The sequence below is a fragment of the Amycolatopsis sp. NPDC004772 genome (genome assembly GCF_053601215.1).
In genome coordinates this window covers 69,580-93,648 of record NZ_JBSGBK010000009.1, presented here as the reverse complement: position 1 = coordinate 93,648, position 24,069 = coordinate 69,580, and the positions used below count along the sequence as shown (strand labels likewise).

Annotated in this window: 27 protein-coding genes and 1 pseudogene; 13 read left to right on the top strand and 15 right to left on the bottom strand. The window is 71.4% G+C overall.

Annotated features, from left to right (window positions below; all coding sequences use genetic code 11):
• Positions 1-55: 55 nt before the first annotated feature.
• From ACWEF6_RS08420 to ACWEF6_RS08410, 3 genes are all read left to right on the top strand, one after another.
• Complete coding sequence (locus ACWEF6_RS08420; RefSeq protein ID WP_449682345.1) at positions 56-1,228, top strand: phytase; 1,173 nt, start codon at positions 56-58, stop codon at positions 1,226-1,228.
• A gap of 70 nt (positions 1,229-1,298) precedes the next feature.
• Complete coding sequence (locus ACWEF6_RS08415) at positions 1,299-1,799, top strand: SigE family RNA polymerase sigma factor (protein WP_449682277.1); 501 nt, start codon at positions 1,299-1,301, stop codon at positions 1,797-1,799.
• Positions 1,796-2,773, top strand: a complete 978-nt coding sequence (locus tag ACWEF6_RS08410; RefSeq protein ID WP_449682276.1) for a hypothetical protein — start codon at positions 1,796-1,798, stop codon at positions 2,771-2,773. The genes ACWEF6_RS08415 and ACWEF6_RS08410 overlap by 4 nt, the downstream gene beginning before the upstream one ends.
• On the opposite strand, the gene ACWEF6_RS08405 is transcribed toward ACWEF6_RS08410, so the two are convergent.
• Positions 2,763-3,701 carry a hypothetical protein gene (locus ACWEF6_RS08405; RefSeq protein WP_449682275.1) on the bottom strand — a complete coding sequence of 313 codons (939 nt, stop codon included), beginning with the start codon at positions 3,699-3,701 and terminating at the stop codon, positions 2,763-2,765. The genes ACWEF6_RS08410 and ACWEF6_RS08405 overlap by 11 nt on opposite strands.
• A gap of 223 nt (positions 3,702-3,924) precedes the next feature.
• On the opposite strand from ACWEF6_RS08405, the gene ACWEF6_RS08400 reads away from it, so the two are divergent.
• Positions 3,925-4,311 carry a PPOX class F420-dependent oxidoreductase gene (locus ACWEF6_RS08400; protein WP_310976514.1) on the top strand — a complete coding sequence of 129 codons (387 nt, stop codon included), beginning with the start codon at positions 3,925-3,927 and terminating at the stop codon, positions 4,309-4,311.
• Here ACWEF6_RS08400 and ACWEF6_RS08395 read toward each other — a convergent pair.
• From ACWEF6_RS08395 to ACWEF6_RS08375, 5 genes are all read right to left on the bottom strand, one after another.
• Positions 4,295-4,771 carry a GNAT family N-acetyltransferase gene (locus ACWEF6_RS08395; protein ID WP_449682274.1) on the bottom strand — a complete coding sequence of 159 codons (477 nt, stop codon included), beginning with the start codon at positions 4,769-4,771 and terminating at the stop codon, positions 4,295-4,297. The two genes, ACWEF6_RS08400 and ACWEF6_RS08395, sit on opposite strands and share 17 nt — an antisense overlap.
• 82 nt (positions 4,772-4,853) lie before the next feature.
• Complete coding sequence (locus tag ACWEF6_RS08390; protein WP_449682273.1) at positions 4,854-5,432, bottom strand: TetR/AcrR family transcriptional regulator; 579 nt, start codon at positions 5,430-5,432, stop codon at positions 4,854-4,856.
• Between the two features lie 215 nt (positions 5,433-5,647).
• A complete protein-coding gene (gene priA, locus ACWEF6_RS08385) occupies positions 5,648-6,394 on the bottom strand; it encodes a bifunctional 1-(5-phosphoribosyl)-5-((5-phosphoribosylamino)methylideneamino)imidazole-4-carboxamide isomerase/phosphoribosylanthranilate isomerase PriA (RefSeq protein ID WP_449682272.1) in 747 nt (248 codons plus the stop codon).
• A 36-nt stretch (positions 6,395-6,430) separates the two neighbouring features.
• The gene (gene hisH, locus ACWEF6_RS08380) at positions 6,431-7,048 is read right to left on the bottom strand and encodes an imidazole glycerol phosphate synthase subunit HisH (RefSeq protein WP_449682344.1); all 618 of its coding nucleotides are present in this window, start codon (positions 7,046-7,048) and stop codon (positions 6,431-6,433) included.
• A 32-nt stretch (positions 7,049-7,080) separates the two neighbouring features.
• Positions 7,081-7,944: a hypothetical protein gene (locus ACWEF6_RS08375; RefSeq protein WP_449682271.1), complete on the bottom strand. Its 864-nt coding sequence runs from the start codon at positions 7,942-7,944 to the stop codon at positions 7,081-7,083.
• A 170-nt stretch (positions 7,945-8,114) separates the two neighbouring features.
• Here ACWEF6_RS08375 and ACWEF6_RS08370 point away from each other — a divergent pair, with 170 nt between their 5' ends.
• The 3 genes from ACWEF6_RS08370 to ACWEF6_RS08360 are packed head-to-tail and all read left to right on the top strand — an operon-like array spanning position 8,115 to position 10,092.
• On the top strand, positions 8,115-8,291 hold the full coding sequence (locus ACWEF6_RS08370; protein WP_449682270.1) for a hypothetical protein: 177 nt from the start codon (positions 8,115-8,117) through the stop codon (positions 8,289-8,291).
• Between the two features lie 48 nt (positions 8,292-8,339).
• Positions 8,340-9,512, top strand: coding sequence for an acyl-CoA dehydrogenase family protein (locus ACWEF6_RS08365; RefSeq protein WP_449682269.1), 1,173 nt, complete (start codon positions 8,340-8,342; stop codon positions 9,510-9,512).
• 37 nt (positions 9,513-9,549) lie between these two features.
• On the top strand, positions 9,550-10,092 hold the full coding sequence (locus tag ACWEF6_RS08360; RefSeq protein ID WP_449682268.1) for an NIPSNAP family protein: 543 nt from the start codon (positions 9,550-9,552) through the stop codon (positions 10,090-10,092).
• Here ACWEF6_RS08360 and ACWEF6_RS08355 read toward each other — a convergent pair.
• From ACWEF6_RS08355 to ACWEF6_RS08345, 3 genes are all read right to left on the bottom strand, one after another.
• Positions 10,078-10,503: an NUDIX hydrolase gene (locus tag ACWEF6_RS08355; protein ID WP_449682267.1), complete on the bottom strand. Its 426-nt coding sequence runs from the start codon at positions 10,501-10,503 to the stop codon at positions 10,078-10,080. The two genes, ACWEF6_RS08360 and ACWEF6_RS08355, sit on opposite strands and share 15 nt — an antisense overlap.
• A 635-nt stretch (positions 10,504-11,138) precedes the next feature.
• Positions 11,139-12,032: a transketolase family protein gene (locus ACWEF6_RS08350; protein WP_449682266.1), complete on the bottom strand. Its 894-nt coding sequence runs from the start codon at positions 12,030-12,032 to the stop codon at positions 11,139-11,141.
• A gap of 3 nt (positions 12,033-12,035) precedes the next feature.
• Complete coding sequence (locus ACWEF6_RS08345; RefSeq protein WP_449682265.1) at positions 12,036-12,728, bottom strand: thiamine pyrophosphate-dependent enzyme; 693 nt, start codon at positions 12,726-12,728, stop codon at positions 12,036-12,038.
• A 52-nt stretch (positions 12,729-12,780) separates the two neighbouring features.
• Between ACWEF6_RS08345 and soxR the strand changes: the two genes are divergently transcribed.
• Both soxR and ACWEF6_RS08335 read left to right on the top strand, forming a co-directional pair.
• Positions 12,781-13,242 carry a redox-sensitive transcriptional activator SoxR gene (gene soxR, locus ACWEF6_RS08340; RefSeq protein WP_310977196.1) on the top strand — a complete coding sequence of 154 codons (462 nt, stop codon included), beginning with the start codon at positions 12,781-12,783 and terminating at the stop codon, positions 13,240-13,242.
• Between the two features lie 34 nt (positions 13,243-13,276).
• Positions 13,277-13,810, top strand: coding sequence for an RNA 2'-phosphotransferase (locus ACWEF6_RS08335; protein ID WP_449682264.1), 534 nt, complete (start codon positions 13,277-13,279; stop codon positions 13,808-13,810).
• Positions 13,811-14,205: 395 nt separating this feature from the next.
• Here ACWEF6_RS08335 and ACWEF6_RS08330 read toward each other — a convergent pair whose 3' ends face one another.
• Positions 14,206-14,799 carry a TetR/AcrR family transcriptional regulator gene (locus ACWEF6_RS08330; RefSeq protein WP_449682263.1) on the bottom strand — a complete coding sequence of 198 codons (594 nt, stop codon included), beginning with the start codon at positions 14,797-14,799 and terminating at the stop codon, positions 14,206-14,208.
• A 206-nt stretch (positions 14,800-15,005) separates the two neighbouring features.
• Between ACWEF6_RS08330 and ACWEF6_RS08325 the strand changes: the two genes are divergently transcribed.
• From ACWEF6_RS08325 to ACWEF6_RS08315, 3 genes and pseudogenes are all read left to right on the top strand, one after another.
• The gene (locus tag ACWEF6_RS08325; RefSeq protein ID WP_449682262.1) at positions 15,006-17,180 is read left to right on the top strand and encodes an MMPL family transporter; all 2,175 of its coding nucleotides are present in this window, start codon (positions 15,006-15,008) and stop codon (positions 17,178-17,180) included.
• A gap of 92 nt (positions 17,181-17,272) precedes the next feature.
• Positions 17,273-17,623, top strand: coding sequence for an effector-associated constant component EACC1 (locus tag ACWEF6_RS08320; protein ID WP_449682261.1), 351 nt, complete (start codon positions 17,273-17,275; stop codon positions 17,621-17,623).
• 66 nt (positions 17,624-17,689) lie between these two features.
• Positions 17,690-19,036: pseudogene (locus tag ACWEF6_RS08315) on the top strand (caspase, EACC1-associated type); the annotation flags it as partial.
• On the opposite strand, the gene ACWEF6_RS08310 reads toward ACWEF6_RS08315, so the two are convergent.
• The 5 genes from ACWEF6_RS08310 to hisD form a co-directional block, all read right to left on the bottom strand.
• Positions 18,927-19,841: a hypothetical protein gene (locus tag ACWEF6_RS08310; protein ID WP_449682260.1), complete on the bottom strand. Its 915-nt coding sequence runs from the start codon at positions 19,839-19,841 to the stop codon at positions 18,927-18,929. The pseudogene ACWEF6_RS08315 and the gene ACWEF6_RS08310 sit on opposite strands and share 110 nt — an antisense overlap.
• Positions 19,842-20,012: 171 nt before the next feature.
• Positions 20,013-20,171 (bottom strand): hypothetical protein, encoded by a 159-nt coding sequence (locus tag ACWEF6_RS08305; RefSeq protein ID WP_449682259.1) that lies wholly within the window; start codon positions 20,169-20,171, stop codon positions 20,013-20,015.
• Positions 20,168-20,767 carry an imidazoleglycerol-phosphate dehydratase HisB gene (hisB, locus tag ACWEF6_RS08300; RefSeq protein WP_308675145.1) on the bottom strand — a complete coding sequence of 200 codons (600 nt, stop codon included), beginning with the start codon at positions 20,765-20,767 and terminating at the stop codon, positions 20,168-20,170. The genes ACWEF6_RS08305 and hisB overlap by 4 nt, the downstream gene beginning before the upstream one ends.
• Entirely contained in the window at positions 20,764-21,864 is a 1,101-nt protein-coding gene (locus ACWEF6_RS08295; protein WP_449682258.1) for a histidinol-phosphate transaminase, read from the bottom strand. Before ACWEF6_RS08295 ends, hisB begins: the two co-directional genes overlap by 4 nt.
• Positions 21,861-23,186 carry a histidinol dehydrogenase gene (gene hisD, locus ACWEF6_RS08290; RefSeq protein WP_449682257.1) on the bottom strand — a complete coding sequence of 442 codons (1,326 nt, stop codon included), beginning with the start codon at positions 23,184-23,186 and terminating at the stop codon, positions 21,861-21,863. The genes ACWEF6_RS08295 and hisD overlap by 4 nt, the downstream gene beginning before the upstream one ends.
• Before the next feature lie 83 nt (positions 23,187-23,269).
• Here hisD and ACWEF6_RS08285 point away from each other — a divergent pair, with 83 nt between their 5' ends.
• Positions 23,270-24,064 (top strand): carbon-nitrogen hydrolase family protein, encoded by a 795-nt coding sequence (locus tag ACWEF6_RS08285; protein WP_449682256.1) that lies wholly within the window; start codon positions 23,270-23,272, stop codon positions 24,062-24,064.
• The last annotated feature ends 5 nt before the right edge of the window (positions 24,065-24,069 follow it).

The window sequence follows — 24,069 nt, the reverse complement described above, 5'->3', positions numbered from 1 at the left end:
TCACGCCCCGGCCACCCGGTTCGTCTAGTTTCCGCGCGTGCGCAGACTCCTCCCGGTGGCCGTGGCCGCCGTCTCCCTCCTGACCGCCGTCCCCGCGTCGGCCGCTCCCCGCGACCCGGCGCCCGTCCTCCAGACCCAGGCCTTCGTCGACGACGCCGGCGCCACCCCGGCCGACGCCGACGCCGACGACCCGGCCATCTGGGTGCACCCGCGCGACCCCGAGCGCAGCGTCGTCCTCGGTGCCCTGAAGGAAGGCGGCCTCGCCGCGTTCGACCTCGGCGCGCGGACCCTGCAGCTGGTCCCCGCCGGCCCCGGCGGGCGGTTCAACAACGTCGATGTCGTCGGGGACCTGGCCGTCGTCAGCGACCGGGGCCGGGACCGCGTCCGCGTCTACCGGATCGACCCCGCGGGCGCGGCGGCCGGCGCGCACGTGCTGCGGGACGTCACCGACCCCGCCGCCGCACCGGTGTTCTCCGCGTCGGAGTCCGAAGTGGACGAGCAGCGGACCGCCTACGGCCTGGCCGCGGGCCGGGACCCGCGCACCGGTGTCCGGTGGGTCGCGGTGACCCGGCGGCACGAAACGCGAGTGGCGCTGCTGCGGCTGGTGGACCGGCCGGGCGGGTCGGTCGGCACCGCGCCGATCGACACCGTGGACCTGCCGGCGCGGTTCCGGCTGCCGGACGGGACCTCGTGGTCGCCGTGCGAGGAGCCCGGCGAGGGACCCCAGCTGGAGGGCTCGGTGCTCGACGGCCGCGTGCTCTACACCGCCCAGGAAGACGTCGGGATCTGGCGGATCCCGCTGACGTCCGGGGGCTTCGGGCGGCCCGAGCTGATCGACCGCGTGCGCTCCTTCGGCGTCCCCTCGCGCTGGGACGCGGCTTCGGAGGAGTGCGTCCCGGACGGCGCCGACCCCGGCTACGGCGGCCGCCGGCTGACGGCCGACGCGGAGGGGCTGGCGGTGGCGAACGGCACGCTGTTCGCCTCCAGCCAGGGCGACTCGCGGTTCGTCGTGTACGGCCGGCACGTCCGTGACCTGCGGATCGTCGCGGGCCGCGGCACGGACTCGGTCGAGCACTCCGACGGCTCGGCGATCAGCACCGCTTCCCTCGGCCGCCGCTTCCCGCACGGCCTCCTGGTGGTCCACGACGGCGAGCGCCGCCCGTCGGCCGGGGACCTGCCGACCACGGGTTTCGCGTTCGTCCGGCTGGAGGACGTCCTGCCCCGGTGAAAAAAGTTCCGTCCGCCGTGCAGCGGCACGGCCCCCTCGCGCGTCCACAGGAGTGACCGAAAGGACGCGTGTGACCTTCGAAGAGTTCGTGGCGGAGCGGCTGGACGGGCTGCTCCGCTACGCCACCGTCCTGACGAACGACCCGCACCTGGCGCAGGACGTCGTCCAGGACGTGCTCCTGCGCGCCCAGCAGCGGTGGGACGGCATCGCCGCGCCGCCGGCCTACGTGCGGCGGATGATCACCAACGAGTACCTGTCCTGGCGGCGGCGGGCGGTGCGGCGGATGGTGTCGAGCAGCCACGACGTCCTCGACGACTTGGGCCCGCCCGAACCCGACCCCGCGACCGCCTACGACGAGCGGGACGCCATGCTCGGCCTGCTCGCCACGCTGCCCCGCAAGCAGCGCGCGGCCGTCGTGCTGCGGTACTACGAGAACTACTCCGACGCCGAGATCGCCGCCGTCCTGCGCTGCGGCGCGTCGACCGTGCGCAGCCAGATCTCGCGCGCCCTGACCACCCTGCGCCAAGCCGGGTTGAAGCACACCGCCGTCACCACCGGAGCCCCCGAATGACCCGCAGCGACCACGACACCGAGACGCTGATCCGGGACAGCCTCGACCGCCTCGCCGCCCGCGCCCCGGACGGCCACGCGGTGCGCGACGCGCTCGCCCGTGCCGGGCGGAGGCGGCGGCCGGCGACCCGGCTGGCCCTGGTCGCCGCCGCCGTGGTCGTGGTGGTCGTCGGCGTCATCTCCGGCACGCAGCTGCTGACCCGGCCGGACCTGGCGCCGGCCGCGAGCCGGCCGGTGCTCGGCTACGGCCCGGAGTGGCTGCCGGACGGCTTCACCGAGCAGTACCGCGAAGGCGGCCCCGGGCTCACCCCGCAGGTCCGGCAGTGGACGGCCGGCTTCGCCAAGGTCACGCTGACGGCGTACCCCACCGCCGACCCCGAGTGGTCGCAGACGGCGCTGCGGATCGCGTCCATCAAGGACCAGGTCTTGGTGCACGGCCGGGTCGCCATGCTCACCGGCTCCCGCGGCACCGCGGAGCTCACCTGGCTGGCCGACGAGCAGCACGTGCTGGTCGTGCAGGTCCTCGGGATCCCGGACGCCGGCGCGATCGCCCAGCGGGTCGCCGGCTCGGTCGCCACCGACCCGGTCGGCGTCCGCGGCGAGCTGCGGTTCGGCCCGCTGCCGGCCGGGCTGGCCGAACGTTCGACCGTGGTGAAGGGCACCGGCCCCGGTGACGCGGGTACCGAGCTGACCGCGGCCGACCCGGCCCGGCCGTCGGTCGCCGCGGTCCGGGCCGCCGCCGGCCGCGATGCGCCCGGCGTGCAGGGTGCCGAACCGGTGACCGTCCGCGGCGGCGAAGGTTTCTTCGTGCCGCCGGCGACCGGGCGGGACGCGATGGTCGCGGTGCCGCTGCCGTCGGGGCGCTGGCTGACGGTCTCGGGAGCGCGGCCGGAGGCCGAGCTGATCGCCGTCGCGAACGGCGTCCAGCTCGACCCGGCACCCGACTACCGCTGGCTCGGGCGGGCTACCAGTTGATCATCGGGAACCAGATGATCCCGAGCCGGCCCAGCACGCGGACGTCCCAGTAGAGCAGCGTGAACGTGCCGCCGACGAGCAGGGCCACGCCGGTGACGGTGGCGATCCGCGCCGGTTTCGCGGCCAGCCAGCGCTGCACGCGCCCGCCCGTGGCGTAGGTCAGGATCAGGAACAGCACCGCCATGACGACGATGTTGCCGAGCGACTGCAGCGCGAACGCGGCGGCGCCGTAGAGGACGTCGTGCTGCTCGGCGGCGTCGCGGAACATGATCCGGAAGAGCGGGTACGGCCGTCCGATGAGGAACCCGCCGATGAGCGCGCCCATCAGCACGAGGGGCGCGGCGGGGTGGCGGCGCGTGAAGCCGGCGAAGGGGTTGCGGAGGATGCCGAGGGCGATCAGGCCCATCAGGAGGAAGACCAGGCCGACGACGCCGAAGGCGACCATGGACTGGATGCTGCGCGGGGAGAGCCCGGTGGTCTTCGCGGTGGAGAACTGCGGCATCCGCGTGCCGACGAGCGCGACGATGACGCCGTAGACGACGGACACGGTGAGCATGCCGGCGGAGATCCAGCCGAGCGGTTTGAGCGCGTTCCGCTTCCCGCCTGCCTGGTCGCCGACCAGCGGCGCGACGGCGCCGAACGCGGCGATGTTGCAGGCGGTGAAGGAACCCGCGAGGCCGGAGACGAAGGCGAAGAGCGTCCCGGCGAGGACGCCGCTGATCGGGGTGGCTTTGGCGTCGTGGCCGAGGAGCCCGTTCGCGACGCTGTCGCCGATCACGGAGTCGACGAAGGGGGCCGACCAGATGGCGGTCAGCACGAACCCCGCCACGACCGCCGCGACGGCGATCGCGGCCCGGCGCGCGGGATACGGCCCGGCGCCGAAGAAGCCTGCCTGCGGATGAACCGGTACTTGCTGTTTGACCGCCATCGATGCCCTCCAGGGTGCGGGAACCCAGCCCGAAAAGCGTTGCAGGTAGATGTGTTGAAACGCTTCGGCCAGGCGTGTGGGCTTTCCGCGCCGAAAGGCCTATGCATTCTTCACACCGGTCACGGTGGGACATGACCTTCCCCGGCGGCGCCGAGTGCGGTCTCGCGTGGGCGGTACACCGCTACCCGGGCATCGCCGTCCGCCACCCGGCTACGGTGGGCTCATGACCTCCGAGACCGACCGCCTCGCCGCCGAGCGCTACGTCGTCCTGACCACGTTCCGGCGCGACGGGCGGGCCGTGCCGACCCCGATCTGGGTGGCCGGCCGCGACGGCGAGCTGGTGCTGTGGTCGGTGCGCGAGGCCGGCAAGGTCAAGCGCATCCGCAACAGCGGCCGCGTCGAGGTCCAGGCCTGCGACGTCCGCGGGCGGAAGACGCACGGCGCGAAGGTCTCCGGCCAGGCCCGGCTGCTGGACGCCGCCGAGACCGAGCAGGTCCGGCGGGCGATCGCCCGCAAGTACGGCATCGTCGGGCGGGTCACGATGTTCTTCTCGAAGCTGCGCGGCCCGGAGGACCGGACGGTCGGCATCGCGGTCAAAGTGGACGGCTGAAGCTGCGGAAGCCGCGCCGCAGGTAGTTCGGCAGCGCGTTCGGGTGGTCGAGCGTCGAGGTGTGCAGCCAGACGCGCCGCGTCCCGGGCAGCGCCCACGCGTCGGCGACGACGAGGGTGAGCGCGCACCCGCCGAGTCCTTTCCCGACGAACTCCGGCAGCAGGCCGAACGTGGTGATCTCGACGTCGTTCCCGGGCTGCGGCTCGAAATCCGCGGCGCCGGCGAGTTCGCCGTGGTATTCGACGAGCCGGTATTCGCGGCGGGGTGCGGCGAGCCAGCGGTCCCACTCGGCGTCCCCGCGGGTGGCGCCCGGCCACCGGTACGGCGTCCCGATCCGGACGTGCAGCTCACGGATCAGCGGCCCCGGCCCGGTGGTCCGCAACGCGACCCCGTCGACGAGCGGAGCGGGGTTCAACTGGCCGGCGGCGGTCATTTCGAGCTGGGTGACGATCTCCTCCACCCGCGGCAACCTACGACGCACGGCGTCCGCTGTCAGCCGCTTTTCGGCCTCAAGCGGCGGCGTGCAGGGCGGCCGCAGGCGGTCACGGCTGCCCGGCCAGCAGCCGCTCGACCAGCGCGGTGACCAGGTCGCGGCGCTCCTGCTCGGTGAACAGGTCCGGCAGCGTCAGCCGTTCCATGATCAGCCAGTTCAGCGCCAGCCACAGCAGGACCACCATCGTGCCGTCGCCGGGCAGGCCGGACTTCTCGTGGTACTCGACGTTGAAATCGACGTCCGTGCGGATGCGGCTGGTCAGCACTTCCCGCAGTTCCGGACGGCGCGCGGCTTCCAGCCGCAGTTCCAGCAGGGCCAGGAAGCCCGTCGGGAACGCGGCCACGCGGTCGACCAGCTCGTGCATCAGCGCGGTGACGCGGGCGCGGTCACGCGGGCCCGCCAGGCCGCCCGCGATCACCGCGTCGTCCACCAGCCGCTCGTAGACCCGCTCTCCCGCGTGCTTGAGGATTTCGCCGCGGTTGGCGAAGTAGTTGGACGCCGTGCCGACCGGCACCTCGGCCTGCTGGTCGACCGCGCGGAAGGTGAGCCCGCGCGCGCCCTCGTTGGCCAGGACTTCGATCGCGGCGTCGAGCAGCGCCGCGCGCCGCTCGGGATTGCGTCGCACCATGACGTTGACACCACTCCAGACGTAGTACTACCACGGCCTCAACCACTTCGCCCAAAGTACTACATCCGGAGTTAATCCACATGCGCAAGCTCGTGCCCGGCGATCCGCTGGCCCTGGCGCGGCGGCTCAAGGCCGAGACGGCCTGGACATCTGGCTGTGCGGGCGATCGACGAACTGGTGGTCAAGTCCTACCCGGTGGTCGCGGGGATCACGACCTACCGCGCCTGGACCTTCGCGACCGCGGCGAGCGCCTCGGGCAGCGTGAACGCGCCGGCGTAGAGCGCCTTCCCGACGATCGAGCCCTCGACCCCGTCGGACGCCAGGCCCGCCAGCGCGACGAGGTCGGCCACGCTCGACACCCCGCCGGAGGCGATCACCGGTGCGTCGGTGCGGGCGACGACGTCACGCAGCAGGTCGAGGTTCGGGCCGCGCAGCGTGCCGTCCTTGCTGACGTCGGTGACGACGTAGCGGGACGCGCCGTCGCGGTCGAGGCGTTCCAGGACGTCCCACAGGTCGCCGCCATCGGAGGTCCAGCCGCGGGCCGAGAGGCGGTGGCCGGCCTCGGTGATCCGCACGTCGAGGCCGATCGCGACGCGGTCGCCGTACTCGCCGATCACCCGGGAGGTCCACTCCGGGTCTTCGAGCGCGGCGGTGCCGAGGTTGACCCGCCGGGCCCCGGTGTCCAGGGCGGCCTTCAGCGACGCGTCGTCGCGGATGCCGCCGGACAGCTCGACCTTGACGTCGAGCGTGCCGACGACCTCGGCGAGCAGCTCGCGGTTGCTGCCCTTGCCGAACGCGGCGTCGAGGTCGACCAGGTGGATCCACTCGGCGCCGTCGCGCTGCCAGGCCAGGGCGGCTTCCAGGGGGCTGCCATAGGAGGTCTCGGTGCCGGCCTCGCCCTGGACGAGTCGCACGGCCTGGCCATCGGCCACATCAACGGCGGGAAGCAGCGTGAAAGTCACGCGGGTAACTCTAGGGCGGCGACCCGGCTCACCCGGTCAGAGGGTCGCCAGCCAGTTGCGCAGCAGATGCGCCCCGGCGTCGCCCGACTTCTCCGGGTGGAACTGGGTGGCCCACAGCGGCCCGTTCTCGACCGCGGCGACGAAGTCCTCGCCGTGGTGGGCCCAGGTGACCTTCGGTTCCTGGCCGGGCAGGCCGTCCAGTTCCCACGCGCGCGCGGCGTAGGAGTGCACGAAGTAGAACCGTTCGTCCGGGTCCAGCCCGGCGAACAGCTGCGAGTCCGCGGGCGCGCGCACGGTGTTCCACCCCATGTGCGGCAGGACGTCGGCGTGCAGCCGGTCGACGACCCCTGGCCACTCGCCGGTGCCCTCGGTCTCCTCGCCGTGCTCGACGCCGCGGGAGAAGAGGATCTGCATGCCGACGCAGATGCCGAGCACCGGCCGCCCGCCGGCCAAGCGCTTGCCGATGATCCGGTGCCCGTGCACGTCCAGCAGCCCCGCCATGCAGGCGGAGTAGGCGCCGACGCCGGGAACGACCAGGCCGTCGGCTTCGACGGCGGCATGCGGGTCGGCGGTGACCTCGACGTCGGCCCCGGCGCGCGCCACAGCGCGTTCGGCGGAGCGGAGGTTGCCGGAACCGTAGTCGAGGATCACCACACGAGACACGCCACCCAGCGTAGCCGTCGCTCTCAGCGGCGTTCGAACGAATAGACGTCGGTCACGGTGTTGCAGGGCGACGGCGGCACGACCTCGACGCGCAGCACGCCGGCGTCGTAGTCGACGCCTTCCGGGGTGAAGGTGCCCGTGCAGGTGCTGACCAGCGGGACCTGGCCGAGCTCGTGCACGTCCGCGGTGACGTCGCGGCCGTCGAGCGGCCGGGCGAGGTCGATCTGCAGGAGCTGCAGGTTGGTCGGGTACAGGTCGTTGTACGGGTCGCTCGTCGCGCAGATCAGGCGCGTCACGCCGACGAAGTCACAGCCCTGGGCGCTGCGGACGTGGTGGTCGAGGTGGATGCGGGCGGCGACCGGCAGGTCGCCCGCCTGCCGCGGGCCGCGGGGGTTGAGGAACGGCGTCGGGGAGACGTAGAGGCGGTCGATTTCGCCGAGCGGGCCGGAGACGAGCCACTGCCCGTCGGGCGTGGCCGCGACCTGGGCGTTCGCGTTCACGGCCGGCTCGTCGGGCTGCAGCGGGTGGACGAACTCCGTCGTGGTCCCGTCGGGCCGGGTGACCAGGTACATCTTCGTCGTGGGCGTCGGGGTGCGGGTGTCCTGGTAGACGTCGAAGACGTAGCCGCGCAGCGAATCGGGGTCGCCGACGTGGCCCCAGCCCTCGTCCTTGAGCGGCTGCGGGATGGTGGCGGCGTTGCGGTAGACGAGCTCGGGGACGTGGCCGGGCCGTCGCAGCGTGGCGAGGCCTTCGCCGCTGATCCGGTTCTCGGCGGTGGTGTGGCCGACCTGCCGCCAGCCACTGCCGTGCGCGGTGGCGACGCCGGCGCCGGCGAGCAGGGTGGCGGTGGTGAGGGCGAGCAGACTTGCCGTCCGCAGTGTGCGCATGTGCGCTCCTCGGGAGTGGAGGCCTTGGCGGCGGCGACGTCATCCTGCCACAGAGCGCACGCTCCCCGGAAAAATCTTGAAGACACCCGTTTGAGCGTCCCGCTCGCCGGGTATCACTTCACCCGATCGTGTGCGCTGAGGTGCCACGACCGGACGCCAGGGAGGCGAAGATGGCCGAGGACGATCTGCTGTCCCAGATGCTGCACGCCTGGCGCGACGACATCGAAAGCGTGCCGTTCCCGCAGTTCAGCGAGCTGCTGATCCCGCGCCAGCAGACCCGCCCACGGTGCGGCCCGAGCACGTCTGCTGCGCGCGTGACGAACGCCACGCGGAGAACAGACGCCTGACTGTGGTTTCCTGCGGGGGCCGCATCGACGCGTCCCCCGGGAGCCCTCATGAGTCGCACCCCTGACCCGCACGACTTCCTCGACCTCGACGCCGGGCTCGCCGAGGAGGAACGGGCGATCCGCGACGCCGTCCGCGCGTACGCGAAGGACCAGCTGCTCGGCCACGTCGCCGACTGGTACGAAACCGGCGCGCTCCCCGCCGCGGAACTCGCGAAGGGCTTCGGCTCGCTCGGCCTGCTCGGCATGCACCTGGAGGGCTACGGCTGCGCCGGCACCAGCGCCGTGGCCTACGGCATCGCGTGCCGCGAGCTCGAGGCCGTCGACTCGGGCCTGCGCAGCTTCGTCTCGGTGCAGGGATCGCTGGCGATGTACGCGATCCACCAGTGGGGCAGCGAAGAGCACCGGCAGGAGTGGCTGCCGCGGATGGCGACCGGCGAAGCGCTGGGCTGCTTCGGGCTGACCGAGCCGGACGCGGGCAGCGACCCGGGCTCGATGCGGACGCGGGCGGTGCGCGACGGCGACGACTGGGTGCTGTCCGGCACGAAGATGTGGATCACCAACGGAACCGTCGCCGACGTCGCGGTCGTCTGGGCCCAGACCGACGACGGCATCCGCGGCTTCGTGGTCCCGACGGCCACGCCGGGCTTCACCGCGAACGAGGTCAAGCACAAGCTGTCGCTGCGGGCGTCGCTGACCGCGGAACTGGTGCTCGACGGCGTCCGGCTGCCGGCGTCGGCGGCGTTCCCCGAGGTCCGCGGGCTGCGCGGGCCGCTGTCCTGCCTGAACGAAGCTCGCTACGGGATCCTGTTCGGGGTCGTCGGGGCGGCACGCGCGTGCTACGAAGCCGCGCTGGAGTACACGCTGTCGCGGTCGCAGTTCGGGAAGCCCCTGGCAGGGTTCCAGCTGACCCAGCGCAAGCTCGCCGACCTGGTCGTCGAGGTCAACCGCGCCGGGCTGGTGGCGCTGCAGATCGGCCGGCTGAAGGACGCCGGTTCGCTGCACCACAACCACGTCAGCTTCGGGAAGATGGCGAACGTCCGGTCGGCGCTGGACGTGGCCCGGACCGCGCGGTCGATGCTGGGCGCCAACGGGATTTCGCTGGAGTACCCGGTGATGCGGCACATGGCCAACCTCGAGACGGTGCTGACGTACGAGGGCACCGAGGAGATGCACGCGCTGTCACTCGGTCAGGCGGTCACGGGGCTCGCGGCGTTCCGCTGACCGGTTTTTGTCGGTGGTGCCCGCTAGCTTCGGCGGCATGACGTTTTCCGAGTTCGAAACCGTGGTGGAGCTGCGGCGCTACACCTTGCACCCCGGCCGGCGCGACGAGCTGATCGAGCTGTTCGAGCGCGAGTTCGTCGAGCCTCAGGAGGCGGCGGGCGCGCACTTGTTCGGGCTGTTCCGGTCGAGAGCGTCACCGGACGAGTTCGTGTGGCTGCGCGGCTTCCGCACGATGTCCGAGCGCAAGGCGGCCCTGGAAGCGTTCTACTCCGGCCCGGTGTGGCAGGAACACCGGTCGGCGGCGAACGCGACGATGGTCGACTCCGACAACGTGCTGCTGCTGCGCCCGGTCCGCCGCGGCCTGGCGGCGCCACCACCGGGCGCGGGCGTGCACGTGACGATTTCGCCACCCGCTCCCCCACCGGAGCCGGCGTTCGCGGCGTTCGAAACCGAGCCGTCTCCGAACAACTTCCCGCAGCTGCCGGTCCGCACGGACGGCCCGTTCTCGGTGTGCTTCAGCCGGGTGCCGTCGGAGTCGTCGTTCGAGCTGGTGCCGACTACCCGGTCACTGATCCGGTGAGAGGAGTTCGATGAGCCCGGTGGGGTAGAGGATCTTGCTGCCGTCGCGGAAGTCGCGGACGTCGACCCAGCGCGCGGTGGCGGGGTCGTCGAGGATCTTCATCTCGGCGAGCTCGTACCGAGCGCGATCGGCGAACTCGGCGGCGTAGAGGAAGACGATCTCGTGCCCGGGCCGGTCCTGCCAGGTGAAGACGTTCTCGAGCACGCCGAGCAGCTCGTTGACGACGATTTCGGCGTCGAGTTCTTCGCGGAACTCCCGTTCGAGGGCATCCTTGCTGCTCTCGCCGAACTCGATGCCACCCCCGAGCGGCCGGTGGAAGGTCTGGTCCTTGAACTCGTCGTGCGCTTCGAAGACGAGAAGGGAGTCGCCGCGCCGGATGACGGCGAGCACGATGGGCCGGATCGATGGCATGGCGGCCACGCTATCGACCCGCGGCTCCCGAAGCACGAGCCCGGCAACCCGCCCGGCCCCGGCGACACCGAGCACCCCGGCGGCCACCCACCCCCGAACACCCCGGCCACGGCAACGACCACCACCCCGACGGGAGGTACACCCAGGGCGAAGACCCCATCTTGACGTCGTCCCACACTCCTCGACTGGGCCTGAATACCGGCCTGACATGGTCGGATCCTGGAGGGCGAGGCGCATGCGCAGGCTTCGGCTCGTCGTCGCCCTGGCGTTGCCCGGTCTCTTCGGCTACGGCAAAGGCCCGCTCCCGCCGCCCGGCGAGAGTGAAGACACGTCGGGGAGCGCAAGTGCCCGCGGTGCGGCGGCACCCTCCGCCGTCGCGAAGGCAAGTCGTACTGCCGCGAGTGCGCCAGGGTGATCTACAAGTCGCCGGGGAACGGCTGAGGTGGCCGGCCCCGCGCTGCCCGACGCCGCCGTCGGGCTGGGGTCCGCATCGGCCGCTACTTCAGGGCTCCTGCTCGCGCTAGGCCCGTACTTCCTCGCGTACATCGCCTATCGCGTCCGTCGCGGCGGCGAACCCGAACACCTGCGGTACAAGCATCCCGCCGCCGGTACCCCCAGCACCGGCGACAGTGCCGCTACTCCCCCAAGAACGCCCTGATCGAAAACCCCAGCGACCCGGCATCCAGCCCGTGCGCCAGATCGTGGTCCCCGATGCTCCCGTACGTCCGGACCTCCACGTCCCGCCGCACGCCCAGCGACCGCAACCGGTGCGGCACATCGGAAAGCGCCTCCGCCACCCACGCCGCCGACGTTCCCGCCAGGTACGGCTCCACCAGCACGACGGAAGCGGACGACGCAAGCACCGCCGACCGCAGACCGGCCGCGTCGAACGGGCGGATCGTCGAGGCGTACAGCACCGTCACGTCCACGCCCGCCGTCGCGCGCAGGACCCGGTCGAGCACCGGGCCCACCGCCACCACCACGCCGGCCGACCCGGACCGCAGCCGGGTGAAGCCCACGCCCAGGTGCGGGGAAGCGTTTTCCTGCGCCGAAAGCCGCAGGTAGACCCGGCTGTCCCCGGGGATCGACTCCAGCAGCAGGCGCTCGGCCTCGGCCGGGTGACCCGGCACGTGGACCGTCCAGCCCGGCAGGGAATCGATCAGGGCGACGTCGCCCGGGGACTGGTGCGTGCGCCCCGCCGTCGGCATGTCGTACGACCCTCCCCACGACACCAGGACGCCACCCACGTCCTGGTGCGAGAAGTCCAGCTTGATCTGCTCGAAGGCGCGCTCCACCAGGAACGGCGGGAACGTGTGCACGATCGGCCGCAGGCCCGCCAGCGCCAGCCCGGCCCCCGTGCTGACCAGCAGCTGCTCGCGGATCCCGACGTTGATCACCCGGTCCGGGTGCCGCCGCGCGGCGCCGGCGAGCTGCGCGGCCGAGATGTCGGCCAGCACGACCGCGACGTCCGGGTCGGCGTCGACGATCTGCTCGGTGGTGGCGAGGAAGGTTTCCCGCATCGGCAACATCGTTCAGCCCTTCGGTTCGACGACGGCGACCACGGCGAGAGGCCGGCCGGGGTGAGTGGTGGTGAAGGCGTCGTACAGCGCGTCGTGGTCGCGGCCGGACACCGTGCGCGTCTCCCAGCCTTCGACGGCGAAGCGGCGGGCGATGCCGTCCGGCCAGCCGCGCGTCGACGACTGGTTGTCGACCACCACCGTGGTCAGGTTTTCGAGGCCTTCGCGCGCCGCGACGACGATCGCCTCGTGGTTCGAGCCTTCGTCGAGCTCGGCGTCGCCGACGAGTGTCACGACCTTCGCGTCCGTCAAGCCGCGGGCGCGCAGGCCGAGCGCGGTGCCGAACGCGATCGGCAGGCCGTGGCCGAGCGAGCCGCTGGAGATTTCGACGCCGGGGATGCGGCGCCGGTCGGGGTGGTAGCCGAGCCGCGACGCCGCGTTGGACCACGTCGCCAGTTCCGCCTCGGCGATGAAGCCCTTCGCGGTGAGCACGGCGTAGTAGGCCATCGGCCCGTGTCCCTTGGACAGCAGGAACCGGTCGCGGCCGGGCTCGCGGAAGTTCTCGGAGGTGACGTCGAGCACCCGGTCGTAGAGCACCCACAGGACGTCCAAAGTGGACTCGGCGGCGGCGCTGTGCTTTTCGTCGCCGGTCATCAGCGAAATCAGCCGGGGCAGATCGGCGTAGCCCGGTGCGGTCACAGTGGTCATGACCCGACGATGCAACCTCGACTAAACTCGAAGTCAAGGATAGCCTGACCAGGTGACCAGGCTCGCTGAACATCTCAGCATCGGACAGGTGGCGGAACGCAGCGGGGTTCCGCACACGGCACTGCGGTTCTACGAGGAGAAGGGGCTGATCAGCTCGGAGCGGTCGGCGGGCAACCAGCGCCGCTACGCACGCTCGGTGCTGCGTCGCATCGCGTTCATCCGCGCGGCGCAACGGGTCGGGCTCTCGCTCGAGGACATCAGCACGGCGCTGGAGACGCTGCCGGCGGACCACGCGCCGACGAAGGCGGATTGGGCGCGCCTGTCCCGAGACTGGCAGCACGAGCTCGACGCGCGCATCGACGCCCTGCAACGGCTTCGCGACCGCCTCACCGGCTGCGTCGGCTGCGGCTGCCTCTCCCTGCGCAGCTGCGCGCTGTACAACAACGACGACGAGCTGGCCCGCTTCGGCCCGGGCGCGAGCAAACTGCGCCCGGCGGTCGAGGGCGGCATCTAAACCGCTTGCGCGCGGGGAGGATGCTGGGGAGGCAATGAACGAAAAGGAAATCATCCGCATCTCGAAGCGGCTGTCCCGGCACCTCCGCCACGACCCCGCCGCCCTCGGCCTGACCCTGGCGCCCGGCGGCTGGGCACCGGTCGACGCGCTCCTGCGCGCGCTCGCGATCACCCGCCCGGAGCTGGACGAAGTGGTCAAGAAGAACAACAAGCGCCGCTTCGCCTTCGACGAAACGGGCACGCGCATCCGCGCCAGCCAGGGCCACAGCATCCCGGTCGACTTGGCGTTGCCGGACGCAACACCCCCGGACATCCTCTACCACGGAACGGTCGCGAAGTACCTCGACGCAATCTTCCGCGAGGGCTTGCGCCCGATGAACCGCCACGCGGTCCACCTGTCGGCAACGATCGAAACGGCCCGCACGGTCGGCGCCCGCCGCGGCAAGCCGCTGATCCTCCGCATCGACGCCGCCGCAATGACCGCGGCCGGCCACACCTTCCAAGTAAGCGCCAACGGAGTCTGGCTGACGGCTTCAGTCCCCCCGCCCTACCTCAGCCACCTCACCTAACCCCGTGTCGCCCCTCCAATCACGCGAGATCGCCGCCCAAACACGCGAGTTCCGCCCCTGATCACGCGAGTCCCGCCTTCAATCACGCGACTCCCGCCTTCGATCACGCCGACCGACCCTCCCGGCAGGCGAGCCGACCGATCAAGGACACGCCCCTCGCGTGATTGAGGGCGGGACTCGCGTGATTGGGGGCGGAACTCGCGTGATTGCGGGCCGAACTTGGTTGATCGGGGCCGGGACTCGCGTAACCACAGGCCGAACTCGCGTGACCGGACGCGGAACTCGCGTGATCAGCGGGGCATCTCGCGGGCTTGGGGAGGCATCTCGCGTGATCAGCGGGGCATCTCGCGTGATCAGCGGGGCATCTCGCGTGATTGGAGGGGCATCTCGCGTGATCAGAGGGTCGACACGGGGGTGAGGGGGCGGCGGCGGGGGCGGCCGAGGAGGCGGCGGCCCACGTCCAGGAGTTCCGTTCGCAGCTCTTCGTCGCCCAGGCCGGCCAGGTCCGGGGAGCCTCCGGCCATCGCGATCCCGGTCAACGTCACCAGGGCGTTGACGCGGGCTGCCGTGTCCGGGTCCGGGCCCGAGAGGATGCCCAGCATCGCGCGGCCGAAGCCCTCCATGCCGCCGTGGGCGGACTTCTCGATCGCGCGGGCGATGCCCGGGTCGCTCGAAAACAGCGCCACCAGCGCGCGGTGGCGGATCACCAGATCGACGAACCCCTCCAGCAGCAGGTCCACCTGCGCTCCCCGGCGCTTCAACGCCGCCGCTCGCCGGACGAGGTCGTCCAGGTCGCGGACGCCCGGCTCCGCCACCGCCTCGGTGATCTCCGCCTTCGTCTTGAAGTGGTAGTACACAGCCGCCTTGGTGATGCCCAGCGCGTCGGCGATCATCTGCAGCGACGTGCCCTCGACCCCGTGTTCGGTGAACAAGCGCAGTGCGGTCTGCAGCAGTCGGGTCCGGGTGTCCTCGGCCGGGCCGGCGGTCATTCTTCCTCCTCAGCGAGCCGTCGGAGCCTACGTCACGCCCTGTCGATCGGCAAACCGCCTTACTAGCCGAACGGCTAGGGATAAACCTTGCTGTTCGGCAAGTCACATACTTGCCGATCGGCTTGGAGTCGCCCTTGCCGATCGGCTAGCTTGGAAACGACCCTGTGGAGTGAACTGACCCCGTTCGGGCGAAACGGAGCTGACTCGTGGCGACCTTCCTGTACCGGCTCGGCCGGTTTTCCTTCCGGCGCAGAGCGCTGGTCGCGGCCGTCTGGGCGGCGGTCCTGGTGGCACTGGGCCTGGGTGCGTTGACGCTCTCGAGCCAACTGTCGAACTCGGTGACGATCCCCGGCACCGAGTCGCAACGGGCGATCGACCAGCTCACCGAGAAGTTCCCGCAGGCCAACGCCGGTGGTGCCACCGCGCGCGTGGTCATCGAGGCCCCGGCCGGCACCACGGTGACCGACGCGAAGGGCAAGGCCGCCGTCGAAGCGCTCGTCGGCCAGCTGAAGACGGCGCCCAAGGTCGCCGCGGTGGTCGACCCGTTCCAGGCGCAGTCGATCTCACCCGATCGGCGCGTCGCCCTCGCCCAGGTCAGTTACGGAGCGAAAGCGTACGAACTGACCGACGAGGACCGTCAGGCCCTGCTGGACACCGCGAACGCCGGACGCGCCGCCGGGTTCACCGTCGAGTTCGGCGGTGACGCCGTGCAGGGCGTGCCCGCGACCGGCGCCACCGAAGGCCTGGGCGTGGCCGTCGCCGCCGTCGTGCTGATCATCACCTTCGGCTCATTGCTCGCGGCCGGCATCCCGCTGCTCACCGCGCTGATCGGCGTCGGCACCGGGATGGCGGGCATCTTCCTCGCGTCCGGGTTCCTCGAGCTGAACTCGAACACGCCGGTGCTGGCGCTGATGATCGGCCTGGCCGTCGGCATCGACTACGCGCTGTTCATCGTCTCGCGCTACCGCCACGAACTCGGCATCGGCCGCGACCCCGAAGAAGCCGCCGGCCGCGCCGCGGGCACCGCCGGGTCCGCCGTCGTCTTCGCCGGGCTCACCGTCATCATCGCGCTGGCCGGCCTCACCGTGATCGGCATCCCGTTCCTCGGCCAGATGGGCGTCGCCGCGGCCGCCACCGTCGCGATCGCCGTGCTCATCGCCCTGACGCTGCTGCCCGCGATCCTCGGCTTCGCCGGGTCCCGGGTCGCCGGCGGCCGCATCCGGCTGCGCCGCAAGCCGGTCGAAACGACGCACGGCGAGCGTTGGGCGCGGTTCGTCGGCCGCCACCGCATCCCGGTGCTGCTGGTGGCGCTGGCCGGGATGGCCGTCGTCGCGCTGCCCGCGCTGAGCATGCAGCTCGGCCTGCCCAACGACAGCACCGCGGCACCGGAGTCGACGCAGCGCAAGGCGTACGAGATCGCGAGCCGCAGCTTCGGCGAAGGCTCGAACGGCCCGCTGCTGGTCGTCGTCGACGTCTCCGCGAGCGGCAACCGCCAGGCCGCGCTCGGCCAGGCCGCGGCCGACATCCAGAAGCTGCCCGACGTCGCCGCCGTCACGCCGCCGCGGCTCAACCAGGCCGGCGACACGGCGTTGCTCACGGTGATCCCGAAGAGCGGCCCGAGCAGCATGCAGACCGAGGACCTGGTGGCCGCGATCCGCGCGGAATCCGGCAACCTGGACGCGAAGCTGGCCGTCACCGGCCAGACCGCGGCGAACATCGACGTCTCGGAGAAGCTGTCGGACGCGATGCTGCCGTACCTGGCGCTGATCGTCGGGCTGGCGTTCGTGCTGCTGATGCTGGTGTTCCGCTCGGTGGTGGTGCCGCTGAAGGCGACGATCGGCTTCCTCGGCTCGGTCGCGGCGACGTTCGGCGCGGTGGTCGCGGTGTTCCAGTGGGGCTGGCTGACGGACCTGCTCGGCGTCGAGTCGACCGGCCCGATCATGAGCATGCTGCCGATCCTGCTGATCGGCGTGCTGTTCGGGCTGGCGATGGACTACCAGGTGTTCCTGGTGACGCGGATGCGCGAGGAGCACGTCCACGGCGCGGAGCCGCAGGAAGCAATGGTGACCGGCTTCCGCCACGGCGCCCGGGTGGTCGTCGCGGCGGCACTGATCATGATCAGCGTGTTCGCCGGCTTCGTCCTCGCGGAATCGTCACTGATCCAGTCGATCGGCTTCGCGCTGGCGTTCGGCGTGCTGGTGGACGCGTTCGTGGTCCGAATGACCCTGGTCCCGGCCGTGATGTCGCTGCTGGGCCGCAGCGCGTGGTGGCTGCCGAAGTGGCTGGACCGCATCCTGCCGGACGTCGACGTCGAGGGCGAGAAGCTCACGAAGCACCTGGACGAGCCCGAGGAGCGGGAACTGGTCGGCGCGAATCGCTGACCGAGGAATTACGGCCTGGCCGTGACGTGGGCAAAACCACGTCGTGGCCGGCTTTCCCGTTTTCCCGTCAGGCACGAACTACACTACGACGCGTGACGGGGAGAACAGTATCGATCACGGTCGAGGGTGAAGACGACGCACTGGGTCTGCTGCACTGGCTCGAGGAAGATTTTCCCGGGAAAGCGCGCCTGGACAACCGGTCCGCCGGCAAGGGCACGATGGGCCCGGCCCTCGACACCGTGACATTGGTGCTCACCAGCGGCTTCACCGCGATGACGACGTCGCTCGTCGCCTATCTCAGGACGCGAGGCATGAAGGTCGACATCACGGTGAAGGCAGGTGACAAAACTGTTTCCCTCAAGGGGGAACGAGTCCACCGGACCGCCATGAAGGACCTGAAAGACGCCGCGGTAGCGCTGGCCGAGCAACTCGGCGAGGAATGAATGCGCCTGGCCGACCCCGCCGGGTCCAAAGCGATCCTGATCGGCGCCGCGTAATACGACGACCCGGCGCTGCCGGAGATCGCCCAGGCGCGAGCCAACGTCGAGGACCTCGCTGCCGTCTTCGCCGACCCGGAGCTCGGCGGCTTCCTGCCCGGCAACATCCGCACGATGATCAACCCGCGGCACAAGGACGACGCGGGCTTGGAAATCGCACGCTGGTGCCGCACCGCCACCGACACCTTGGTCGTCTACTACGTCGGCCACGGACTGGTCGACGTCAACGGCGAGCTGCTGCTGGCCACGAGTGACACGTTCGAGGCCGAGAAGGAGCACCATTCCCTGCGCGCCGACCTGCTGCGCCGGGCCGTACGGGACAGCGACGCCAAGATCAAGATCTTCGTCGCGGACTGCTGCTACTCCGGCCGCGCCTTCGGCAAACCGATGGCGGACAAGGCTTCCGGCGTCCTCGAACAGATCGAGACGACGGGCACGTGCGGGCTGGCTTCGGCGCCCGACAACCTGGCGTCGCTGTTCGTAGAGGGCGAGCGGCACACGGTGTTCTCGGGTGAGCTGATCACGGTGTTGCGGGACGGGTTGCCCGGCGAAGGGCCGGTGCTCCCGCTGTTCACGGTCTACCGGCAGTTGCGCCGCCGGATGCGGGAGCGGAACCATCCCGAGCCGAAGATCGTGCACAGCGACTCGGTCAGCGAGTTCGCACTGGTTCGCAACCGCGCCCACCGCTCGGCGGAAAAGCCGGTTCCCCGCACCGACGATCGGCCAGTCACCGCCGTGCCGACCGACCCGGCACCAGCACTGCCGCGGCTGCACACGATCGCCGAGGCCGACGAGCTCGTGAGCCGCGACGGCACCACGTACACCGAGCTCGCCTCGGCCGCGACAAACCCGGGCTGGCCCGTCCTCGCCCGGTTGCGTTTCGTCTCGGAGCTTGTGCACGCGGACCAGAAGTTTTTCGCCGAGCAAGCTCTGCGGGAATTCCTGGTACCCGACTCGGCGCAGTCATTCCACGCCATCAAGCGGCTGCGCCGGGGACTGACCACCGGACGGGCATGGGAAAGCGGCAATTGGGACGTCCGCGAGCTACTCCCGGGCACCGAGCCGGTCACCGACGCCGAAGCCCGGCAGCTCTGGGGAACCGCGATGGCCATGCTGCTCGCCGCCGCCGAGCTGCCCAACCCGCTGCGCGTTCAGGCGATCCGGGAACTCGCCGACCTCGGCCACCCCGACGAGGCGGAGCTGATCGCCCAAGGCGTGCTCCGTGGCCGCCTGGCCGACCCGGCGCTGATCAGCGCGACAACGGACTTTCTGCGCCGGGCAGCAGGCGGAACACCGGATCGGACTGACGCAGACCATCGAGGACGCCGGCAATCCGGCCGGGCAGCGCCCCCGCACTGATTGCGAGAACGAGGTCGGTGAGCGCCCACCTGCCCCACCGGGCCGCAGCAAAGGCCGCGGCGATCGCGCCCAGCACAAGAACGCCCACCAGCCAGCCCGGCGGCTTCCCGAACATCAGCGCGACCAGCGCCGCCACGACGAAGAAGCCGGCGACCAGCGAGCCCACCACCGCGAGGCGGTTCTCGACGTTGTCGATGACTTCGTCGATGGCTTCCCCGACGACGTCGCTCGAAGCGTCGTCATCGGCGAACGCGTGGAGCAGGAAGAACCCGAGCAAAGGCACGATCAGGTACGCACCGGCCACCGCGGCGGCCGTCAGCAGGAGCTCGACGAAGCCCGCCAGGTCGAACGTCGCCACGGTGGTGATCAACACGACGGCCGCGCTGGCCCCGAAGCCCGCGGCCAGCATCAGCAGGTACGCGTAATGGTCCGTCAAACGCCCGTACTCCGGCAGACTGTCGTACAGGAGGATCGTCACCACGGCGACCGAGGCGGCGGCGAACGACGCCGTGCTCAGGTTCACCAGGTCGTCCCAGCCGGAACCGAAGTCGACGAAGATGTCGGCGACCAGCGACGCTATGGCGAAGAACGGCAACCTGACGATCAATGCCTCCCCGCCGTCGGCGAACGAGACGGCCACCGCCCCGATGCCGACCAGCGCTACCATGACGATGCCGAGCAGTGGCTGGGGAGCGTGTATCCGCTCGTCGAAATGCGTCACTTTCCGAGCGACCACCGCCGCGATCCCGACGGCCAGCACGAAGATCCCGAAGCCGTACCCGTGCTGGGCCATCGCGGTCAGCACCAGCGCGGCGCCGACGCCGACCGCGAACCAGGAGCTACCCGTGACCACGCCGGCGCTCTGCGGCGGAACGCTGACGACGAGATGCGCCAGGAGGCCGGCGACACCCAGGACAGTCACGAACAGTCCAGCTTTGCCCACGGTCGGTCATCGTACCGCCGCGGGGCTGGAACGCTAGCTGGAGAACCAGAAGATCGCGCCGCCGATGGCCAGGAGGGCTGCGATGCCCAAGACCACCGCCAGGAACTTCGACGACTTCCAGGTCGACCAGACCCCGCCCACCAGGAAACCTCCGAGGGCGAGCAACAGCACCCCGACCACTCCGTTGCTCACAGGACGCCCTTCGTCGAGGGGATGCCGCCCGCGCGCGGGTCCGGCTCCGTGGCCGCGCGCAGCGCCCTGGCCACCGCCTTGTACTCCGCCTCCGCTATGTGGTGGGGGTCGCGGCCGTGGATCACCCTTACGTGCAAGGCGATCTGCGCGTGGAACGCCAGCGAGTCGAACACGTGGCGGGTCAGCACGAACGGGTAGTTCCCGCCGATCGTGAACGTGTTGAACTGCTCCGGCTCGCCCACGTGCACGCAGTACGGCCGACCCGAGACGTCGATCGCCGCGTGGGCCAGGGTTTCGTCCATCGGGATCCAAGCGTCGCCGAAGCGGCGGATTCCGCTCTTGTCGCCCAGGGCCTGGCGGATTGCCTGGCCCAGGACGATCGCCGTGTCCTCGACCGTGTGGTGGGCGTCGATGTGGACGTCGCCCGTGGCTTCCACCTTCAGATCGAGCGAGCCGTGGACACCGAACGCCGTCAGCATGTGGTCGTAGAACGGGACGCCGGTCGAGATCTCGACCTCGCCCGTCCCGTCGAGGTCCAGCTGCACGGAGATCGAGGACTCCTTGGTGGTCCGTTCGACCTTGCCGATGCGGGTCATCGGGAAACTTCCTTACTCGCCTCGAGGAAGGCGTCGTTCTCTTCCGGGGTGCCGATGCTCACGCGCAGGTGACCGGGGATGCCCGGGTCGCGGATCAGCACCCCGCGATCCAAATAGGACTGCCAAGCCGCGGCCGGGGACGCGAACCGTCCGAAGAGGACGAAGTTCGAGTCGCTCGGCACCGGGTCGTACCCCAGTCCCGCCAACGCCTCCACGACGCGGTCGCGCTCCGCGGCCAGCTTGTGCACACTATCCAAAGTGGCGTCCGCATGCCGCAGGGCCGCCCGCGCCGCCGCCTGCGTCAGGCGCGAGAGGTGGTAGGGCAGGCGCACCAGCTGCAGCGCGTCAACCACCGCCGGCGCCGCCGCCAGGTAGCCGAGGCGGCCGCCCGCGAAGGCGAACGCCTTGCTCATCGTCCGCGACACGATCAACGACGACGGGTAGTCCGCCAGCAGCGAGACCGCGCTCGGCTGGGACGAGAACTCCGCGTACGCCTCGTCGACGACCACCATTCCGGTGGCCGCGTCGAGCACCGCGCGCAGCTCGTCGAGCGGGATCGAGCCGCCCGTCGGGTTGTTCGGGCTGGTCACGAACACGATGTCCGGCCGCTTCGAGCGAACGAGAGCGGCCGCCGCGGCCGTGTCCAGCGAAAAGTCGTCGCGGCGGGGCGCCGGGACCCACTCGGTGCGGGTGCCGGACGCGATGATCGGGTGCATCGAGTACGACGGCTCGAAGCCCAGCGCGCTGCGCCCCGGCCCACCGAAGGCCTGCAGGATCTGCTGCAGCACCTCGTTGGACCCGTTCGCCGCCCAGACGTTCGCCTCCGACAGCACCACCCGCGTCGACACGCTCAGGTAGTCCGCCAGGTCCTGCCGCAGCGCCAGCGCGTCGCGATCCGGGTAGCGGTGCAGCTCGGCCGCCTCCGCACGGACCGCCTCCGCCACGTCCGCGACCAGCGCGGGCGGCGGCGGGTACGGGTTCTCGTTCGTGTTCAGCCGGACCGGGACGTCCAGCTGCGGCGCCCCGTAGGGCGACTTGCCCCGCAGGTCTTCGCGCAGCGGCAGCTGGTCCAGCGTGACCTCTTCGCCGATCGTCATCGGACCGAACCTCCGAAGCGCGCGGCGACGGCCTCGCCGTGCGCGGGCAGGTCCTCGGCGTCGGCCAGCGCGACGACGCGGCCGGCGACCTCGCGCAGCGCCTCCTCGGAGTAGTCCACGACGTGGATGCCCTTGAGGAAGCTCTGCACGGACAGACCCGAGGAGTGGCGGGCGAACCCGCCGGTGGGCAGCACGTGGTTGGACCCGGCGCAGTAGTCGCCGAGCGACACCGGGGCGTACGCGCCGACGAAGATCGCGCCCGCGTTGCGGACCCGGGCGGCGACCGCCCGCGCGTCCGCCGTCTGGATCTCCAGGTGCTCGGCGGCGTACGCGTCGACGACCCGGAGGCCATCCTCCACTGTGGACACCAGGATGACGCCGGACTGCTTGCCGGCCAAGGCTTCGGCGACCCGCGAACTGTGCTTCGTCACGGCGACGCGGTCGACCAGCTCCTGGTCGACGGCGTCGGCCAGCGCGGTCGACGTCGTCACCAGGACGCTCGCCGCGAGGGGGTCGTGCTCGGCCTGGCTGATCAGGTCGGCGGCGACGTGCACCGGGTCGGCCGTCTCGTCGGCGAGGATGGCGATCTCGGTGGGCCCGGCCTCGGCGTCGATGCCGATCAGGCCGCGCAGCAGCCGCTTGGCCGCGGTGAGGTAGATGTTGCCGGGGCCGGTGACGATGTCGACGGGCGCCAGCTCGGCGCCGTCGGTGTCCGTGCCGCCGTACGCCAGCAGCGCGACGGCCTGCGCGCCACCGGCCGCCCACACCTCGTCGACGCCGAGGAGCTCGGCCGCGGCGAGGATGGTCGGGTGCGGCAGCCCCCCGAACGCGGCCTGCGGCGGCGAGCAGACGACCAGCGAGCCGACCCCGGCGATCTGCGCCGGGACGACGTTCATCACCACGGTCGAGGGGTACACGGCCAGCCCGCCCGGGGCGTACAGCCCGACGCGCTCGACCGGCACCCACTTCTCGGTGACCGTGCCGCCCTCGACGACGGTGGTCGTGACGTCGGTGCGGCGCTGCTCGGCGTGCACCTTCCGGGCCCGGGCGATCGACTCCTCCAGCGCGGCCCGCACCGCCGGGTCGAGCTCCTCCAGAGCGCGGGTCAGCGACGCCCGCGGCACGCGCACGGACGCCGGGCGCACCTTGTCGAACTTCTCGGTGTACTCGAGGACGGCTTCGACACCGCGGTCACGGACCGCCTCGACCACCGGGCGCACGTGATGCAGCGCCGCGTCCACGTCGTATTCGGCGCGGGGGAGCGTGGCGCGCAGTTCGGCGGCGGTCGGGACCTGCCCGCGCAGGTCGGTGCGGTTCAACATGCCCCCAGGGTACGAGGTCACACCCAGCGGCTTTTCAGCGATACTCCCCGGTGACGGCCGATCCCAGCATGCAGGAGGCAGCGGTGGCGCGAATCGCGTTGTGCCAGGTCAACTCGGGTGACGATCCGGAGGCGAACCTGAAGCTCGTTCGCGAAGGCGTCGAGGCCGCGGTGGCGGACGGCGCGCGGATCGTCGTATTCCCCGAAGCGGCCATGGCGCGCTTCGGACGGCCCCTGGAGCCGGTCGCGGAAGCGCTCGACGGCCCGTGGGCGTCGGCCGTGGCCGCGATCGCCGCCGAGCACGACGTGGTCGTCGTCGCCGGGATGTTCACCCCGGCCGACGACGGGCGGGTCCGCAACACGCTCCTGGTCACCGGCGGCGGGCACCACCGCGGCTACGACAAGATCCACCTCTACGACGCCTTCGGGTTCGCCGAGTCCGAAACGGTGGCGCCCGGGTCCACGGCGACCACGTTCGAGCTGGACGGCGTCGTCTACGGCGTCGCCACCTGCTACGACGTCCGGTTCCCGGAGCTGTTCCGCGCGCTAGCCGACGACGGCGCCGACGTCGTGCTGCTGCCGGCGTCGTGGGGCGCGGGCGAGGGCAAGCGCGAACAGTGGGAGGTGCTGGTGCGGGCGCGGGCCCTGGACTCGGGCTGCTGGGTGCTGGCGTGCGGCCAGGCCGACCCCGCGGCGACGGGCGTCACGGTCAACCCGAAGGCACCGACGGGGATCGGGTACTCGCTGGTCGCGGACGGCTTCGGCCGGGTGGTCGCCCAGGCCGGGGCGGCGCCGGAAACGCTGCTCGTGGACGTCGATCCGGCGGTGTCGGCCAAGGCCCGCGCCGCCACGGGAGCCTTGGCCAACCGGCGCCTCTAGCGCCC